At 71.9% G+C, this 16710-nt stretch carries 17 protein-coding genes and 2 tRNA genes; 11 read left to right on the forward strand and 8 right to left on the reverse strand.

The window, feature by feature from the left end; all coding sequences use genetic code 11:
- A partial coding sequence (locus FHP29_RS10650; protein ID WP_158296537.1) for an SRPBCC family protein occupies positions 1–341 on the forward strand: 341 nt, incomplete at its 5' end.
- A gap of 380 nt (positions 342–721) precedes the next feature.
- On the opposite strand, the gene FHP29_RS10660 is transcribed toward FHP29_RS10650, so the two are convergent.
- Genes FHP29_RS10660 through FHP29_RS10680 form a run of 5 tightly spaced genes read right to left on the reverse strand, consistent with a single transcriptional unit; the run spans position 722 to position 4864 of the window.
- On the reverse strand, positions 722–1300 hold the full coding sequence (locus tag FHP29_RS10660) for a VanZ family protein (protein WP_139622844.1): 579 nt from the start codon (positions 1298–1300) through the stop codon (positions 722–724).
- 60 nt (positions 1301–1360) lie between these two features.
- Positions 1361–2194: a purine-nucleoside phosphorylase gene (locus FHP29_RS10665; protein ID WP_139622845.1), complete on the reverse strand. Its 834-nt coding sequence runs from the start codon at positions 2192–2194 to the stop codon at positions 1361–1363.
- Between the two features lie 11 nt (positions 2195–2205).
- Complete coding sequence (locus FHP29_RS10670) at positions 2206–3204, reverse strand: hypothetical protein (RefSeq protein ID WP_139622846.1); 999 nt, start codon at positions 3202–3204, stop codon at positions 2206–2208.
- Positions 3201–3653 carry a gamma-glutamylcyclotransferase family protein gene (locus FHP29_RS10675; RefSeq protein WP_139622847.1) on the reverse strand — a complete coding sequence of 151 codons (453 nt, stop codon included), beginning with the start codon at positions 3651–3653 and terminating at the stop codon, positions 3201–3203. Before FHP29_RS10675 ends, FHP29_RS10670 begins: the two co-directional genes overlap by 4 nt.
- 35 nt (positions 3654–3688) lie before the next feature.
- Complete coding sequence (locus tag FHP29_RS10680; protein ID WP_139622848.1) at positions 3689–4864, reverse strand: S8 family peptidase; 1176 nt, start codon at positions 4862–4864, stop codon at positions 3689–3691.
- 117 nt (positions 4865–4981) lie between these two features.
- Between FHP29_RS10680 and lpdA the strand changes: the two genes are divergently transcribed.
- Positions 4982–6394 (forward strand): dihydrolipoyl dehydrogenase, encoded by a 1413-nt coding sequence (gene lpdA, locus FHP29_RS10685; RefSeq protein WP_139622849.1) that lies wholly within the window; start codon positions 4982–4984, stop codon positions 6392–6394.
- Between the two features lie 90 nt (positions 6395–6484).
- Here lpdA and FHP29_RS10690 read toward each other — a convergent pair whose 3' ends face one another.
- The 3 genes from FHP29_RS10690 to FHP29_RS10700 are packed head-to-tail and all read right to left on the reverse strand — an operon-like array spanning position 6485 to position 9005.
- A complete protein-coding gene (locus tag FHP29_RS10690; RefSeq protein ID WP_139622850.1) occupies positions 6485–7264 on the reverse strand; it encodes an amino acid ABC transporter ATP-binding protein in 780 nt (259 codons plus the stop codon).
- Positions 7264–8124 carry an amino acid ABC transporter permease gene (locus tag FHP29_RS10695; protein WP_139622851.1) on the reverse strand — a complete coding sequence of 287 codons (861 nt, stop codon included), beginning with the start codon at positions 8122–8124 and terminating at the stop codon, positions 7264–7266. The genes FHP29_RS10690 and FHP29_RS10695 overlap by 1 nt, the downstream gene beginning before the upstream one ends.
- Entirely contained in the window at positions 8121–9005 is an 885-nt protein-coding gene (locus tag FHP29_RS10700; protein WP_139622852.1) for an ABC transporter substrate-binding protein, read from the reverse strand. The genes FHP29_RS10695 and FHP29_RS10700 overlap by 4 nt, the downstream gene beginning before the upstream one ends.
- 43 nt (positions 9006–9048) lie before the next feature.
- On the opposite strand from FHP29_RS10700, the gene FHP29_RS10705 reads away from it, so the two are divergent.
- The 9 genes from FHP29_RS10705 to wecB all read left to right on the forward strand — a co-directional run bounded on the left by FHP29_RS10705 (position 9049) and on the right by wecB (position 16626).
- Positions 9049–10416, forward strand: coding sequence for an NAD(P)H-quinone dehydrogenase (locus FHP29_RS10705; protein WP_139622853.1), 1368 nt, complete (start codon positions 9049–9051; stop codon positions 10414–10416).
- 19 nt (positions 10417–10435) lie between these two features.
- Positions 10436–10954 (forward strand): ribose-5-phosphate isomerase, encoded by a 519-nt coding sequence (locus tag FHP29_RS10710; protein ID WP_139622854.1) that lies wholly within the window; start codon positions 10436–10438, stop codon positions 10952–10954.
- A complete protein-coding gene (locus FHP29_RS10715; protein WP_139622855.1) occupies positions 10954–11838 on the forward strand; it encodes an Fpg/Nei family DNA glycosylase in 885 nt (294 codons plus the stop codon). Before FHP29_RS10710 ends, FHP29_RS10715 begins: the two co-directional genes overlap by 1 nt.
- Positions 11778–12884 carry a PP2C family protein-serine/threonine phosphatase gene (locus tag FHP29_RS10720; protein ID WP_139622856.1) on the forward strand — a complete coding sequence of 369 codons (1107 nt, stop codon included), beginning with the start codon at positions 11778–11780 and terminating at the stop codon, positions 12882–12884. The genes FHP29_RS10715 and FHP29_RS10720 overlap by 61 nt, the downstream gene beginning before the upstream one ends.
- Positions 12885–12983: 99 nt before the next feature.
- Positions 12984–13054 (forward strand) — tRNA-Gly (locus tag FHP29_RS10725).
- 39 nt (positions 13055–13093) lie between these two features.
- Positions 13094–13166 (forward strand) — tRNA-Pro (locus tag FHP29_RS10730).
- Positions 13167–13232: 66 nt separating this feature from the next.
- On the forward strand, positions 13233–14621 hold the full coding sequence (gene tig, locus FHP29_RS10735) for a trigger factor (protein ID WP_139622857.1): 1389 nt from the start codon (positions 13233–13235) through the stop codon (positions 14619–14621).
- Between the two features lie 176 nt (positions 14622–14797).
- Positions 14798–15502 carry a DUF642 domain-containing protein gene (locus FHP29_RS10740; protein ID WP_158296538.1) on the forward strand — a complete coding sequence of 235 codons (705 nt, stop codon included), beginning with the start codon at positions 14798–14800 and terminating at the stop codon, positions 15500–15502.
- Positions 15503–15531: 29 nt separating this feature from the next.
- Positions 15532–16626, forward strand: coding sequence for a non-hydrolyzing UDP-N-acetylglucosamine 2-epimerase (gene wecB, locus FHP29_RS10745; RefSeq protein WP_139622859.1), 1095 nt, complete (start codon positions 15532–15534; stop codon positions 16624–16626).
- The last annotated feature ends 84 nt before the right edge of the window (positions 16627–16710 follow it).

Genomic DNA, 16710 nt, shown 5'->3' on the forward strand with positions numbered 1-16710 from the left:
GGTGGCCGCAGGTGCGCGCCGTCGCCAAGCTCGGCCCCGACACCGCGTGGGTCCGGTGCCGCTCGACGCTGCCCTACACCCTCGACCTGGTCCTCGACGCCGTCTCCCGCACACCGCCGGTGATCGAGGTCGCGATCGGCGGCGACCTCGAGGGCTACGCCCGGTTCACGCTGACGACCGAGGGCGTCGGCACCCGGCTGGACTTCGCTCAGGTGGTCGGCGTGCGCGGGCTGCTCGCCCTCGCGTCGTACGGCGGGCGGTGGCTGCTCGAGTGGAACCACCGGCGGATGATGGCGGGCTGCCGGGACGGGCTGGCGGCGCTCGTCGCCGAGAAGGGCTGATCGACAGGGGTCCGATCAACCTGCTTGATCGGACCGATGTCGATCACCGGTCGCGCAGGCCGGGCAGACCGTCACCTCTCCGGTCCAGCCCTGCCGCTGGAGGATGCGGCCGATCTTGGCGGCGGTCGAGCACGGTCGGCCGAGCACCTGCCCGTACCCGAGGCGCACGGTCCCGGCGCCCGGGGTGCACGGCCACCCAGTCGCGGCGCCGCAGCCGGCGCGCGACGAAGGTCGGCGAGAGACCGCACGCAAGGACCTGGCGGCGGGCGATCACGCCGTCCTGGCGGTCGAGGAGATCGGCGAGGGCGTCCATGCCGGGGTCGCCTCTCCTCGCGGCGTGGCCGCCACACCTGGGACCTTCGGGCCTGTGGACAGGAGCCTCAGGAGGACCGGCGGAGGCTCGCCTTCCGGTGACGATGGCGCCACGGTCGCAGGACGACCACCAGCACGATGCCGAGCATCGCGCCGAACACGGCGCCGGTGGCGTTGTCGATGACGTCGGTGACGTCGCACGCGCGGTCGATCCGGGCGAGCTCGAGCTGCGTCTTCTCGATGAGCGCGGAGTAGGCGGCGAGGCCGACCAGGCCTGCGGGGGCGAGGATCCAGCCGGCACGCCATCGCGCGACCGCCAGCACCAGGAGCAGGCCGGACGGCACGAACAGCGCGGTGTTGAGGGTGCGCTGACCGGACTCGAAGATCCAGAACCCGTCCGGGGCGGGGCCACCGATGTCCCAGGAGCACGTGGTCATCCGGGTCTCGGCGGGGACGAACCCGGTGCCGGGAGACGCCGGGACCAGGGTGACGAGCGCGATCACCGCGAGCGACCAGGCGAAGCCGGCGATCGCGACCGCGGAGACCCAGCCGAGGGGGCGGAGGAGGCCGAGGGCGAGCGCGAGGCAGACGACGCCCGCGACCGCGACCCCGAGCAGCATGACCCCGGTCCCCCCGAACGTGACCATGGCTCAAGAGGGTAGTCGCCGGGGCGTCGGGCACTCATCCGGCCCGGACGGGGCCGGACCTCAGATGCGCGGGACGATGTCGCCCAGGAGCGCGCCCATCCGGGTGGCGGCCTGGCGACCGGCCTCGAGCACCTCGGCATGGTTGAGCGGCTCGCCGCTCAGACCGGCGGCCAGGTTGGTGACCAGGCTGATGCCGAGGATCTCCATGCCCGCCTCGCGTGCGGCGATCGCCTCGAGCGTCGTGCTCATGCCCACCAGGTGACCGCCGAGGATCCCGGCCATCCGCACCTCGGCCGGCGTCTCGTAGTGGGGTCCGGTGAACTGGACGTAGACGCCCTCGTCGAGGCTCGGCTCCACCTCACGGCACAGCTCTCGCAGGCGCGCGGAGTAGAGGTCGGTGAGGTCGACGAAGTTGGCCCCGACGATGGGGGACTGGCCGGTGAGGTTGATGTGGTCGCTGATCAGCACGGGAGTGCCGGGCGTCCAGGTCTCCTTGAGCCCGCCGCAGCCGTTGGTCAGCACGATCGCGCGACAACCCGCCGCGGCCGCCGTACGCACGCCGTGGACGACCGCCGCCACTCCGCGACCCTCGTAGTAGTGGGTGCGGCTGAGGAACACCAGCAGATGGCGGTCCGGGGCGCCGTCGGTGCCGGGGATCCGGATCGAGCGGATCTTGCCGGAGTGCCCTTGGACGGCCGAGGCGGCGAAGCCCGGCAGCGAGGTCACGTCGATCTCGGTCGTGTTCGCGCCGCCGGCGCCGTCGAGCGCGTCGGCGGCCGGCAGCCAGCCGGAGCCGAGCACGAGCGCGACGTCGTGGCGTGCGACTCCGGTGAGCTCGGCGAGGCGGGCGGCGGCCTCTTCGGCCAGGGAGTACGGCGTGGGGGACTCGGTCACGGGACGTGAGCCTAGGACATCGACGCCAGCCGACGGGCGGCCTCCACGTTGCAGGGGGAGGGGGACGTCATGTCGTCCAGCGGCCTGCCAAGCTCCAGGAAGACGACGTTCTCCGTCGTCGGGCTGGAGGACGCGGCGGGCACGTCGTGCAGGACCGTGAGTGAATAGACCGCGCCCGCAGGCTCGTCGGCGAAGCCGGCGAGCTGGGTCTCGAGGAGTGGCCCGAACAGCCCGCCGCAGACGCGGCGAAGCGCGGCGGAGTCGTGAGCGCCCGGGATGCGCACGACCGTGTCGCGCTCGAGGTCGCCGTACACAGTCGGGTCGTCGATGCCGACGCTGAGCCGCAGCTCGGTGACGGAGGCCGGCGGCGGAACGAGCGTTGCGGTCGCGGCGAACTCCGTCCACTCCCGGACATGCTCGGGCCGGAGCGGGCCGCCGACGTGCAGAGCGCGCTCGGTCCCGTCGCCATGGGCCGTGAGCCAGAACGCGGTGACCCGGGCCATCCACGCTCGCGTGAGGGCCGCCTGCGCGGTGGGAGTCAGCGTCTCGCCATCGACGTCCGCGAGCATCACCATCCGATCGTCCAGGGACACCCGCGCCGCGGGAAGGGCGTCGATCGCCTCGAGCCAGGTCGACGCGCGCTCACCGGCGCTCGCCCGGGGAGGTCCTGGCTCGTTGGTGAGGCGGTCGTACTTGACGGTGTCCGTGCCCTCCACGATCCGTCCGGCATCCCGGAACACGGTGTACCTGGCCGGGGCGAGCTCATCGAGCTCCGCGACGAGCGTGGTCAGCTCCTCCACGGTGATGTCGGGCTCGGTGTCGACGGTCGCCACGGTGACCGGCGGGCGCTCGTCCACGATCGACTCCTCGACGACCTGCGCCGCACGGACTCCCGACAGGGCCGCGATCCGCTCCTCCTCGCCACCCCCGCGGCCGGGGTCGGTGCGATCCGGGCTGCAAGCGCCGAGCACGACCAGGGTCGCCAGCAGGGCGACCGGGCGCAGGGTCACAAGCCGGTCGAACGACAGGCCCGGGCCCGCAGCCCCGTGACGTAGTCGGCCGGCGCGTCCGCCGCCTCGGCAGCGTCGGCCAGCACGCCGAGGTAGGACGCGGAGGGCAGCCCGCCCTCGTACGCGTCGAGCACATAGGTCCACGCGACGACCTCGCCGGCCATGGTGGCGATCCGGACCTTGGTGCGGCGGTAGAGACCGGAGTCGGCCGACTCCCACTGGTCGAGGTTCGGCTCGTCGAGCGGGCTGACGTCGTAGACGGCGACGAAGACCTGCTCGAGCGGGTCCTGGACGATCGTCGCGAGGGCGCCGTCCCAGCCGTGCTCCTCGCCGCCGAAGGTCAGCCGCCAACCGGTCAGCCAGCCGGTGGTCTGCAACGGCGAATGGGGGCACCGCTCGCCCATCCGCTGGGGGTCCAGGTTGGTGCCGTAGGCGGCGTACGACGTCACGGGCTCAGGCTAGACCGTCGTACGCCGCCCCCTCGTCAGGCGCCGGTGTACAGCAGGTGGTTGTTCGGCGTGGCAGGGGAGCAGACGATCAGCAGCACGCAGCTCCTCTCGGTGCCGGTGATCTTGTTCTTCGTGGTGGCGCCGAGGATCGCGGTGCCGACCTGGGCGGGGGTGGCGCTCGGGTGCGCGGACAGGTAGAGCGCGGCGGCGCCGGCCACGTGCGGGGCCGCCATCGACGTTCCGCTGATGGTGTTCGTGCCTCCGGCCAGCCAGTCCGAGGTGATGCCGACGCCGGGCGCGAAGAGGTCGACGCAGGTCCCCCGATTGGAGAAGCCGGCACGGGCGTCGTTGCGGTCGCTCGCCGCGACGGTCAGCGCCTCGGGGACCCGTGCGGGGGACTTCGTGCACGCGTCGGTGTTCTCGTTGCCCGCTGCGACGGCCATCGTGACGCCGTCGGCGATCACCCGCTTGACGGCGGCGTCGAGCGTGCTGGACGCGCCGCCGCCGAGACTCATGTTGGCGACGGCCGCTCGGCCGGTCTGGTGGTCGGAGATGACCCAGTCGAGGCCGGCGATGACGCCGGAGGTCGCACCCGAGCCGTTGCAGTCGAGAACGCGGACGGCGACCAGTCGAGTGGCCTTCGCCAGTCCCTTGGTGGTGCCGCCGATCGTGCCGGCGACGTGAGTGCCGTGGCCGTTGCAGTCCGTCGCGTCGGCGTCGCCGTCGACGGTGTCGGTGCCGGACACGGCGCGGCCGCCGAAGTCGCCGTGGTTGAGCTGGATGCCGGTGTCGACGACGTACGCGTCGACGCCGGAGCCGGTGCTCGTCCAGGAGTAGGCGTTGTCGAGCGGCAGGTTGCGCTGGTCGACGCGGTCCTGGCCCCAGCTGGGCGGCAAGGGCTGGGTGTCGCTGGCGTGGACCGGGGTGTCGAGCTCGACCGACCGGACCCGGCTGTTGCTGCGCAGCGCCTTGACCGCGGCGTCGGGGAGGCTGGCGGCGAAGCCGTTGAGCGCGTGCTCGTAGACGTGGGTGACCCGGCCCTGGCCGCCCGCGACCGAGCGGGCCGTCGCGGCCGCGTCGGCGCCCGGCGCGAGGGTGACGATGACGTCGACGAGGCCCGTGGGGGCGGCCTGTGCGTGGGGGAGCGGCACGGCCGCGAGTCCGGCGACCGCGAGCGTGCAGGACGCGATGAATCCGAGAATCCGAGACATGGAGGGAGCAGCTTCCTCTTCGCGGACGGCGACCCGATGCCGCCGTACTCATGAGTAGGTGAACTCTGCCCTGAGCGTGATGTCGGGCACAAGGAGCTGCCCCACTACGCTGGCTCCGTGACCCACTTCGATGTCCTCGTCCTCGGTGCCGGCCCCGGTGGGTACGTCGCCGCGATCCGCGCCGCCCAGCTCGGCAAGTCCGTTGCCGTGATCGAGAAGAAGTACTGGGGCGGTGTGTGCCTCAACGTCGGCTGCATCCCGTCCAAGGCACTGCTCAAGAACGCCGAGCTCGCGCACACGCTGACCCACGAGAAGGCCAAGTTCGGCATCGAGGGCGACGCCACGATGTCCTTCGGCCCGACGCACAAGCGCTCCCGCCAGGTGAGCGCGGGCATCGTCAAGGGCGTCCACTTCCTGATGAAGAAGAACAAGATCACCGAGATCGACGGCTGGGGCACCCTCACCGGCCCGAAGACGGTCTCGGTCGCGGCCGAGGACGGCGCCACCACGTCCTACACCTGCGACAACCTGATCATCGCCACCGGCGCGACCGTCCGCTCGGTCCCCGGCGTCGAGCCCAACGGCAAGAACATCGTCACCTACGAGGAGCAGATCCTCGACGAGAGCCTGCCGTCCTCGATGATCATCGGCGGCTCCGGCGCGATCGGCGTCGAGTTCGCCTATGTCATGAAGAACTTCGGCGTCGACGTCACCATCGTGGAGTTCCTCGACCGGATGGTGCCCACCGAGGACGCCGACGTGTCCAAGGAGCTCGCCAAGCACTACAAGAAGCTCGGCGTGAAGGTGATGACCTCCACCGCCGTCAAGGGCGTGGAGGACCTTGCTGATTCGGGCGGCTCCGGCGTCAAGGTCCGGGTCGCTCCGGCCGCCGGCGGCGAGGAGGAGGTGCTCGAGGCCGACAAGTTCCTCGCGGCCTTCGGCTTCGCCCCGCGCGTGGAGGGCTACGGCCTCGACGCCGCCGGCGTCGCCCTCACCGACCGCGGCGCGATCCAGATCGACGAGTACTGCCGCACCAACGTCGACGGCGTCTACGCCATCGGCGACGTCACCGGCAAGATGATGCTCGCCCACGTCGCCGAGGCGATGGGCATCGTCGCCGCCGAGCACATGTCCGGCGCCGAGACCATGCCGGTCGAGTACGACTTCATCCCGCGCGCGACCTACTGCCAGCCGCAGATCGGCTCCTTCGGCTACAGCGAGCAGCAGGCCAAGGAGAAGGGGTACGACGTCAAGACGGCCTCGTTCCCGTTCTCGGCCAACGGCAAGGCGCAGGGCCTCGGCGAGGCCGTCGGCTTCGTCAAGATCGTGGCCGACGCGGAGTTCAACGAGATCCTCGGCGCCCACATGATCGGCCCCGACGTCACCGAGCTCCTCCCGGCGCTGACCCTCGCCCAGAAGTGGGACCTCACCGCCGACGAGGTCGGCCGCAACGTGTTCGCCCACCCGACGCTGTCCGAGGCCGTCAAGGAGGCGATCCACGGGATCGCCGGCCACATGATCAACCTCTAGCAAGCGCACGAACGATCCACCGTTCGCCCGGAAAGGGCCCCCTTCGGGGCCTCACGGCGCGAACGGTGGATCGTTCGTATCACTCGGCGGTCAGTCCGGCAGCACCCGCCGCAGGAACGCCCGGGTCCGCTCCTGCTCCGGGGCGCCGAGCACCTGCGCGGGTGGACCCTCCTCGACGATCCGGCCGCCGTCGAGGAAGCACACGTGCGTGGCGACCTCGCGGGCGAAGCTCATCTCGTGGGTGGCCAGCACCATCGTCGTACCGGCCGCGGCGAGATCGCGCACGATGTCGAGGACCTCGCCCACGAGCTCGGGGTCGAGCGCGGCGGTGATCTCGTCCAGCAGCAGCAGCGCGGGGTCGGTGCACAGGGCGCGGACCAGCGCGACCCGCTGCTGCTGCCCACCGGAGAGACGGTCGGGATGCTTGTGCACGTGCTCGGCGAGCCCGAAGCGTCCGAGCAGCTCGTGTGCCCTGTCCCGGGCCGCGGCGGGGCTCAGGCCGTGGACCTTGCGCGGCGCGAGAGTGCAGTTGTCGAGGACGCTCAGGTGCGGGAACAGGTTGTAGGCCTGGAAGACCATCCCGATGTCGCGGCGCACGACGCGCGGATCGACCAGCGGGTCGGAGATCTCGCGTCCCTGGAACTCGATCACGCCGTCGTCGATCGGCTCGAGCAGGTCCAGACAGCGCAGCAGCGTCGACTTCCCGGAGCCGGAGGAGCCGATCAGGCAGACCACGTCGCCGGGGGAGACGGTGAGGGAGACGTCGTCGAGGACCACCCGCCGGCCCGGCTCGTCATGGCGCGGATAGGTCTTGCGGACGTTGCGGACCTCCAGCAGCGGGGTCAGCAGCGGGGTCAGCGGTGAGGTCATCAGAGTGCTCCTGCCCGCTCGCGCCGGGCCAGCCGTCGCGCGAGCACGTCGCACAGCCGCGCCAGGGGCACGGTCATCGCGATGAAGAACAGCGCCGCGACGACGTACGGCGTGAAGTTGAAGTTGAAGTTGCCGTAGTCCGCGGCCGCGAACAGCGCGTCGAACAGGCCGACCGAGGCGACCAGGGCGGTGTCCTTCTGCAGCGAGACGAAGTCGTTGAGCAGAGGAGGTACGACGCGCCGCACCGCCTGGGGGACCACGACGTGCCGCATGGTCTGGCCCCGCGACAGCGCCAGGGCCTCGGCGCTGGCGAGCTGCGAGGGGTGCACCGACTCGATGCCTGAGCGGAACACCTCAGCGACATAGGCCGAGTAGGACACGACGAGCGCGACGGTCGCCCAGAAGAAGATGCTCGAGGGGATCCCCTGCAGGCCCAGCGCCGGCATCCCGAAGACGAACAGGAACACCAGCAGCAGGGTCGGGATCCCGCGCACCACGTCGGTGTAGAGCACCGCGAGCCCGCGCAGCGGCGCCAGCCACGCGGACCGCGCCTGCCGGGTCAGCGCCAGCGCCAGCCCGGCGATCAGGATGAGCGGCTCGGCGATGAGGAACATCCGCACGTTGAGCCAGAAGCCGTCCAGGATGGTGGGCAGCGACTCCTTCGCGTGGTGCAGGTCCAGGAAGGTCGCGCGCACCCGGGGCCAGCCGGGCGACAGGACGAGCGCCGCGCCGAGCACGCCGAGCACGACCACGGTCGCGACGGTGGCCACCACCACGCGGTGCCGGTGCTGACGGGAGCGGGTCCGGCGCCGGGCGAGCTCGCGCTCGCTGGGCTGCCAGTCCGTGGCCGACCCCGTCACTTCAGCTCGGGCACGCTGACGACGTCAGAGAGCCACTTCTGCTCGAGCTCGGCCAGCGTGCCGTCCTCCTTCAGCGACGCGATCGCGCCGTTGACGCACGGGAGCAGCTCGTTGCCCTGCTCGAAGAGGAGCCCGAACTCCTCGGGCTCGCCGCCGTCGTACTGGAACTGGCCCAGCAGGACGCTGTTGTCGATCTCCGCGGCGCTGATGTAGAACGCGGTCGGCAGGTCCGCGACGATCGCGTCGACCTGGCCGTTGAGCATGGCCTGCTTGGCGTTGTTGGTGTTCTGGAAGACCAGTGGCTCCTGCTCGGGCTTGATCACCTCGCGCACGGCGGTCAGCGAGGTGGTGCCGGTCTGGGCGCCGACCTTGAACTTCGCGAGGTCGGCCAGCGAGGTCACCTTGGCGGCGGGGCGGTCCTTGAGCACGATCACGGCCTGCGCGGCGGAGTAGTAGCCGTCGGAGAAGTCGACGGCCTTCTCGCGCTCGGGGTTGACCGAGATCTGGTTGATGTCGAAGTCGAAGTCCTTCGGGCCCGGCTTGTAGGAGTTGTTGAAGGGCACGGTCACCCAGGTGACGTCGTCCTTCGCGAAGCCGAGCTCCTCGGCGACCGCGTAGGCGACCGCGGACTCGAAGCCCTCGCCGTTGGCCGGCTCGTCGTCGACGAACCAGGGCTCGTACGCCGGCGAGTCGGTGCCGATGGTCAGCTTGCCGGCCGTCTGCAGCGGGAGGTCGGCGATCGCGCACTCGTCGGCGGTGGCGCTCTTGCCACTCTGCTCCTCGGGCTCGTCCTCCGCGGGGGCGCACGCGGCGACCGCCGTGGCGAGGAGGACGGCGACGAGGGGAGTGGCGACTCGGGACGGACGCAGGGCTGGACGCATGCGGGAATCGTAGGGCCGGGCCCGCGCTGCAAGAATGGCGGCCATGACGCGCGTGGTGATCGTCGGCGGCGGACCCGGTGGCTACGAGTCGGCCCTGGTGGCCGCCCAGCTCGGGGCGGAGGTCGTGGTCGTCGACTCCGACGGCCTGGGCGGCTCGGCGGTGCTGACCGACTGCGTGCCGAGCAAGACGCTCATCGCCACCGCCGAGGTCATGACCGACTTCGGCGAGGCGGGCGAGCTCGGCATCGACGTCGCGGCGCCGCGGGTCGACCTCGCGCGGGTCAACGCGCGGGTCAAGGCGCTCGCCCTCGCGCAGTCCGCCGACATCGAGAGCCGCTTGGCCCGCGAGGGTGTGACCGTCGTCCATGGCCGCGGACGCCTCGACGGCCCGTCGCGCGTGGTCGCGACGGCGACCGACGGCACGGAGACGACGTACGACGCCGACGCGGTGCTCCTCGCGACCGGCGCCGCGCCGCGGGTGCTCGACACGGCCCAGCCGGACGGCGAGCGGATCCTCACCTGGGAGCAGGTCTACGACCTCGGGGAGATGCCGGAGCACGTGATCGTCGTCGGCTCCGGCGTCACCGGCGCGGAGTTCGCCAGCGCCTACCAGTCGCTCGGCATCCCGGTGACGCTGGTCTCCTCGCGCGACCGGGTGCTGCCCGGCGAGGACCAGGACGCGGCGCAGGTCCTCGAGGACGTGCTCACCCGGCGCGGCATGACCGTGCTCTCCCGCTCGCGGATGCAGTCGGTCTCCCGCGACGGCGAGGTCGTCACGGTGACCCTCGCCGACGGCCGCGAGGTCACCGGATCACACTGCATCCTCGCGCTCGGCTCGGTCCCCAACACGGCGGGGATCGGCCTGGAGTCCGCCGGGGTCACCCTCGACGACGGCGGCTTCGTCAAGGTCGACCGGGTCTCGCGGACGTCGGCTCCCGGCGTGTACGCCGCCGGCGACTGCACCGGCGTGTTCATGCTCGCCTCCGTCGCCGCCATGCAGGGCCGGATCGCCATGGCCCACGTGCTCGGCGACGCCGTCCAGCCGCTCGACCTGGGCGTCGTGGCCTCCAACGTCTTCACCTCCCCGGAGATCGCGACCGTCGGCGTCACCCAGCAGCAGGTCGACTCCGGCGAGGTGCTCGCCGAGGTCGTGATGCAGCCGCTCGCCACCAACGCCCGCGCCAAGATGCAGGGCATCGTCGACGGCTTCGTGAAGCTGTTCGTCGCCCCCGGCTCCCGCAGCCTGCTCGGCGGCGTGGTCGTCGGGCCGCGGGCCTCGGAGCTGATCCACCCCGTGGCGCTCGCCGTGACCGAGCGGATCACCGCCGATCAGCTCGCGCAGACCTTCACGGTCTACCCCTCTATCAGCGGCTCGATCGCGGAGGCGGCCCGTCGCCTGCATCGTGCGTGACGCCTGAGAGAATGCGGCCATGCGCGTTCACCTCGGCTGCGACCATGCAGGCCTCGAGCTCAAGTCCCACCTCATCGGCTGGCTCACCGAGCACGGCTACGAGCCGGTCGACCACGGCCCGTTCGTCTACGACGCGCTCGACGACTACCCGGTCTTCTGCCTGCGCGCCGCCGAGGGCGTCGTCGCCGACCGCGAGCAGGGCCTCGACAGCCTCGGCGTGGTGATCGGCGGATCCGGCAACGGCGAGCAGATCGCCGCCAACAAGGTCAAGGGCGTCCGCGCGGCGCTCGCGTGGTCGGAGGAGACCGCCACGCTCGCTCGCGAGCACAACGACGCCTGGGTGGTCGCCGTGGGCGGCCGGATGCACACCCTCGACGAGATGACCCGTCTCGTGGAGGTCTTCCTGGCCACGCCGTTCCCCGGCGACGAGCGCCACGTGCGCCGCATCGGCCAGATGGCGTCGTACGAGTCGACGGGGGAGCTGCCGTCCCTGCCGGCCTCCGCTGTCGATCGCGGGCAGCTCGGCCACGAGGCCTGATGCCCGAGGGGCACACCCTCCACCGCCTCGCCGGTGAGCTCACCGCCGTCTTCGGGGGCGACCGCGTGCGCGTCGGCAGCCCCCAGGGCCGATTCGAGGAGTCCGCGGCACGGCTCGACGGGTCCCGGCTCGTCGATGCCGACGCCTGGGGCAAGCAGCTCTTCGTCCGGTTCGAGAGTGACCGCTTCGTGCACGTCCACCTCGGCCTCTACGGCACCTTCGTCGTCCACGACGACCTCTCCGGTCTCCCCGACGGGGAGGTGCCGGAGCCGGTGGGGCAGGGGCGGCTGCGCCTGGTCCGCCCCGCCACACCGAGCCGAGCCCCGGCGTACGCCGACCTGCGGGGCGCCACCCGCTGCGCGCTGGTCACCGCTGCCGAGCGCGACGCGGTGCTGGCGCGGATCGGACCCGACCCGCTGCGCGACGATGCCGACCCGGAGCGGGCCTGGGCGCGGATCAGCCGCAGCAGCGCCCCGATCGGCACCCTGCTGATGGACCAGTCGGTGCTCGCCGGCGTCGGCAACGTCTATCGCGCCGAAGTCCTGTTCCGCCACCGCATCCACCCGCTGCGACCCGGTCGCGCGCTTCGCCGCACGCAATGGCGCGCGATCTGGGACGATCTGGTCGTGCTGATGCGGGAGGGCGTACGGACCGGGCGGATCGACACCGTCCGGACCGAGCACACCCCGGAGGCCATGGGCCGGCCGCCGCGCGTCGACGACCACGGCGGCGAGGTCTACGTCTACCGCCGGACCGGCCAGGCCTGTCATGTCTGCGGCGCCAAGGTCCGCACGCAGGTCCTGGGCGGTCGCAACCTGTTCTGGTGCGCGCGCTGCCAGCCCACCCCTCGTACGACGGCCAGCCGGTCCCGGGCGGGCCGGTGATCGCCGCGGGACGCCGGTGGGCGCTGACCGACACCGGGATCGCGGTCGCGTTGGGCGTCTTCGCGGCCGCGGTGCTCGTCGGCATCTGGTTCCAGCCCGCGGACGTGCCGATCAACCTCATCTTCCTCCCGCTGGTGCTCGGGATCCTGTTCCTCAGCAGTCGCGTGCTGCCGGTCTTCGCCGGCTACATCCTGCTGACACTCACCATCGCCGGCATGCTGCAGGAGGAGTACACGCCGCGCGTCGCCACAGCCCTCGGCGTGATGGCGACGGTCTCGGTCCTCGTGATCGTGCTGTCACTGCGTCGCGGCCAGCTCGGCGTGGGCGCGATGCGCGGACAGTCCATGCTCGTCGACCTGCGCGACCGCATCCTCGCCCAGGGCGAGATCCCGCCGCTGCCGAAGGGCTGGCTCGTGGAGTCGGCGCTGTCGTCGGCCGGCGGCTCGCCGTTCGCCGGCGACTTCATCGTCGTCACCGCGCGCGAGTGGGGCCGGCGGGTCGAGCTGGTCGTCGTCGACGTCTCGGGCAAGGGAGAGGCGGCCGGCACCCGGGCCCTCCAGCTCTCCGGCGCGATGGGCGGGCTGGTCGCGGCCCTGCCTCCGCAGCAGTTCTTCCCCGCGGCCAACGACTACCTCCTGCAGCGGGCCTGGGAGGAGGGCTTCGCGACAGCGGTCCACGTCTCGGTCGACCTCGACACCGGCGAGTTCGAGCTCCGCTCGGCGGGGCACCCGCCGGCCGTGCAGCGCGAGGCGGGCTCGGGACGGTGGCGTCCGCTGCGCCCCGACGGCCCGGTCCTGGGCATCGTCGAGGACGCGGAGTTCACCTGCCACCGGGGGCGCCTCGCGCCCGGTGACAGCCTGCTGCTCTACACCGACGGCATGGTCGAGGAGCCGCGCCGCGACATCGACATCGGCATCGACCACATGATGGGTCAGGCCGAGTCGCTGCTGCGCGGCTCGTGGGACGGCCTGGCCCGGCGTCTGGTCGCCGCGGTGGGCTCGCCGGACGACGACCGTGCGCTGCTGGTGGTCCACCGGCGGCCCTGAGTTGGGGTCGGCGCCCGGGGGTGTGGCACGATTGCGCGTGCTCGTGGGCGAAGCCCGGGGGGCCTTCCGGGGGTCCACGGGGGCGGAGCCTCCGTGTGTGGGGATGTAGCTCAATGGTAGAGCCTCAGTCTTCCAAACTGATTACGCGGGTTCGATTCCCGTCATCCCCTCGAAGTGCGGCTCGACAGCCGGATCGTCGGCCCGCGCCGCGGGGCGTAGCGTAGTGGCTAGCGCGCCTGCTTTGGGAGCAGGAGACCGCAGGTTCGAGTCCTGTCGCCCCGACAGATCGCCCCGATCGGCGGGCCGCTGCGGCCCGTGCACCATCCCCTGACCAGTAGGAGAACACCTGTGAAGAGCGCCGTCGAGACCTTGAGCCCGACCCGGGCCAAGCTGACCGTCGAGGTGCCCTTCGAGGAGCTCAAGCCGAGCCTCGACGCGGCGTACCAGAAGATCGCCAAGCAGATCAACGTCCCCGGCTTCCGCCGCGGCAAGGTCCCGCCCCAGGTCATCGACCGCCAGGTCGGCCGCGGCGTGGTCCTCGACGAGGCCGTCAACGACGTCCTGCCGAAGGCCTACATCGAGGCGCTCCAGGAGAACAACCTCACCCCGCTCGCCCAGCCCGAGATCGAGGTGACGAAGTTCGAGGACAACGACGGCCTCGAGTTCACCGCCGAGGTCGACGTCAAGCCCGAGTTCGAGGTTCCCGCCTACGACGGCATCGAGGCCAGCGTCGAGGACCTCGAGGTCTCCGACGAGGACGTCGCCGAGCAGGTCGACGCGCTGCGTGAGCGCTTCGGCACCCTCATCGACGTCGAGCGCGCCGCCCAGGACGGCGACTTCGTCGTGATCGACCTCGTGGCCACCAAGGACGGCGAGGTCGTCGACGGCGCCGAGATCTCCGGCTTCTCCTACAAGGTCGGCAACGGCGGCATGATCGAGGGGCTCGACGAGGCCCTGGTCGGCACGTCCGTCGGCGAGGAGAAGACCTTCACCACCCAGCTCGTCAGCGGCGACCTCGTCGGCCAGGACGTCGACGTCCGGGTGAGCATCCTGCAGGTCCAGGAGCAGGAGCTCCCCGAGCTCGACGACGAGTTCGCCCAGGACGCCTCCGAGTTCGACACCCTCGACGAGCTGCGCGCGGACGTGCGCGAGCGCCTCACCCGAGGCAAGCGCCTCGAGCAGGCCGCCTCCGCCCGCGACGCCGTCCTCGAGGCGCTGCTGGAGAAGGTCGAGATCCCGCTCCCCGAGACGATGGTCACCGAGGAGCTCAACGCTCGCCGGGCCAACCTCGAGCAGCAGCTCCAGTACGCCGGCATGACCCTCGAGAAGTACCTCGAGGACGAGAAGCAGACCCAGGACGAGTTCGAGGCCGACCTCGAGCGCCGGGTCCGTGACGCCGTCGCCGCGCAGTTCCTCCTCGACGAGATCGCCGAGAAGGAGGAGATGGGCGTCGACCAGGCCGAGATGACCCAGCACATGATCCGCCGCGCCCAGCAGTCCGGCCAGGACCCGCAGGAGTTCGTGAACCACATGTTCGAGCACAACCACGTGCCCGAGCTGATCCAGGAGATCCGTCGCGGCAAGGCGCTCCAGCTCCTCGTCGAGGGTGCGACCGTCAAGGACGCCTCCGGCAACGTCGTCGAGCTGAAGAACCTGCAGGCCGACGGCACCATCGGCGAGCCCGCCGAGGAGCCCGAGGAGGCTGCCGAGGAGACCGAGGCCCCGGCCGAGGCCTGACCTCATCGCTGCACCACGGCGGCCCCTCGACTCACGGAGTCGGGGGGCCGCCGTCGTCTGCGCCCTGCGCGCCCACCGATGTCACGGGGACCCGTGACATCACCGTGACCGTGGCGGGGCGAGGTCTCCCCACACTCATGGAGTCTCCCCGTTGCTCCCCATCCGAAGGGACTCTCATGAAGCTGAAGACCTGTGCCGCCGGTGCGGCGGCCCTCGCCCTCGTCGCGCTCGCCGGCCCGGCCAGCGCCGCCACCGACCACCTGCCGGCCGGGGCGGGCGACTTCTCCACGGCGCCTCTGCCGCCGGACGGAAGTCCCCAGATCCTGCACACCGGTGACACCGGCCTCGCGCCCTGGTCGGTCACCGGATCCGTGGACTACGCGACGTCGGCCACCTACCCGCTGCCGAGCGGCGACACGACCGGCTACGCCGTCGACCTCAACGGCGACGCCCCGGGCCAGCTCTCGATCGCCCTCCAGTCGACGACCGCCGGCAGCTGGTACCAGGTGTCGTTCGACTACGAGGAGAACTCCTGCGAGACCGACCCCGGCCCGAACACCATGGAGGTCCTGGCCGGCCCGCTCGGCAACGAGCAGAACCTGGGATCCCTGTCGTACGGCGGCGGCCTGACCTGGCAGCACACCGCGGACAACCAGTTCCGGTTCCAGGCCCAGGGCAACGCCGAGACGATCGCGCTGAGGTCCACGACTCCGGGCCCCTGCGGCATCGTCGTCACCAACGTGGCGGTCACCGACACCACCGCGCCCGAGGTCCCGGTTCCCGCGATGGACACCGCCGTGGCCGCGACCGGTGCCGTCGTCGCGACCGCTCTCGGCCTCGGCGCCTGGCTGCTGCGCCGACGCCGTTCGGCGACCGCCTGAGTCGGCAGCTCCCGGTCCGGAGGCCCGTGATGCTGGGGCGGATCGCAGTGGTGGTCGGGACGCGTCCCGAGATCATCAAGCTGGCACCGGTCGTCCACGAGCTCGGCGCCCAGGCGCTGCTGGTCCACTCCGGCCAGCACTGGGACCGTGAGCTGAGCGGCGCCTTCTTCGACGAGGCCGGCATCGGTGCCCCGGAGGTCACCCTCCGGGGCATCGGCGGCCAGGACCGGGCCCGCCAGATCGGCGGCATGGTCACCGCCCTCGCGGAGGCGCTCGAGGCGGCGCGACCCGACGCGGTCGTCGTCCAGGGCGACACCAACACGACCTCCGCCGCGGCGCAGTGCGCCAGCTACCTCGGGCTGCCGCTCGTGCACGTCGAGGCCGGTCTGCGCTCCTTCGACCGCGCGATGCCGGAGGAGCTGAACCGGCTCGTGGTGGGCGCGCTCGCCGACCTGCACTGTGCGGCGACCCCGACGAACGTGGACAACCTGGTTCGCGAGGGGGTGCCGGCATCGCGGATCCGGCTCACGGGCAACACCATCGTCGAGGCGACCGAGCGGTCCCTGCGTGCGGTGACGGGCCGGGTGGGGCTGCCCCGTCACCGCACGTTCGTCCTCGCGACGATCCATCGCCCCGAGAACACCGACGATCCCGTCCGGCTCGCCGCGATCCTCGACGAGCTCGGACGCCTCCCGGCCCCGGTCGTGATGCCGCTGCATCCCCGGACCCGTGCGTGCGTGGAGCGCTTCGGGATGGGCCACCTCCTCGACCCGCTGGAGGTCGTCGCCCCCATCGGCCACGAGGAGTTCCTCGGCCTCGCGAGCCACGCGGCCCTGCTGGTCTCCGACTCCGGCGGGGTCCAGGAGGAGTGCACGGTGCTGAAGAAGCCGCTGATCGTGGTCCGCAACTCGACGGAGCGACCCGAGTCGGTCGAGGCCGGGTTCGCGCACCTGGTCCGGCCCGGGCCCGCCATCGGCGCGCTGGGACGCCGGCTGCTCGCCGACCGCGACCTGCCGCACCGGCTGCGCGGCGTCCCGTCCCCGTACGGCGACGGCTCGGCCGCCCGGGCGATCGTCGCCGCGACCCGGGAGCTCGTCGGCTCCCTGCGCCGGCAACCCGCCTGACCACGTGCGCCCGGGTCGGCCGCGTGACCGCGGCGTGACGCCGGTGTGATCGCCGGAGCCGGCCCGGGATGGATCGTCGAGACC

Source organism: Nocardioides albidus, assembly GCF_006335005.1.
GTDB classification, from domain to species: domain Bacteria; phylum Actinomycetota; class Actinomycetes; order Propionibacteriales; family Nocardioidaceae; genus Nocardioides; species Nocardioides albidus.

Excerpts from the sequence above, each read along its gene's own strand:
- FHP29_RS10660 (WP_139622844.1), bottom strand. The coding sequence starts at position 1,300 with ATGGTCACGTTCGGGGGGACCGGGGTCATGCTGCTCGGGGTCGCGGTC.
- FHP29_RS10680 (WP_139622848.1), bottom strand. The coding sequence starts at position 4,864 with ATGTCTCGGATTCTCGGATTCATCGCGTCCTGCACGCTCGCGGTCGCC.
- FHP29_RS10690 (WP_139622850.1), bottom strand. The coding sequence starts at position 7,264 with ATGACCTCACCGCTGACCCCGCTGCTGACCCCGCTGCTGGAGGTCCGC.
- FHP29_RS10700 (WP_139622852.1), bottom strand. The coding sequence starts at position 9,005 with ATGCGTCCAGCCCTGCGTCCGTCCCGAGTCGCCACTCCCCTCGTCGCC.
- FHP29_RS10705 (WP_139622853.1), top strand. The coding sequence starts at position 9,049 with ATGACGCGCGTGGTGATCGTCGGCGGCGGACCCGGTGGCTACGAGTCG.
- FHP29_RS10710 (WP_139622854.1), top strand. The coding sequence starts at position 10,436 with ATGCGCGTTCACCTCGGCTGCGACCATGCAGGCCTCGAGCTCAAGTCC.
- FHP29_RS10715 (WP_139622855.1), top strand. The coding sequence starts at position 10,954 with ATGCCCGAGGGGCACACCCTCCACCGCCTCGCCGGTGAGCTCACCGCC.
- FHP29_RS10740 (WP_158296538.1), top strand. The coding sequence starts at position 14,798 with ATGAAGCTGAAGACCTGTGCCGCCGGTGCGGCGGCCCTCGCCCTCGTC.
- wecB (WP_139622859.1), top strand. The coding sequence starts at position 15,532 with ATGCTGGGGCGGATCGCAGTGGTGGTCGGGACGCGTCCCGAGATCATC.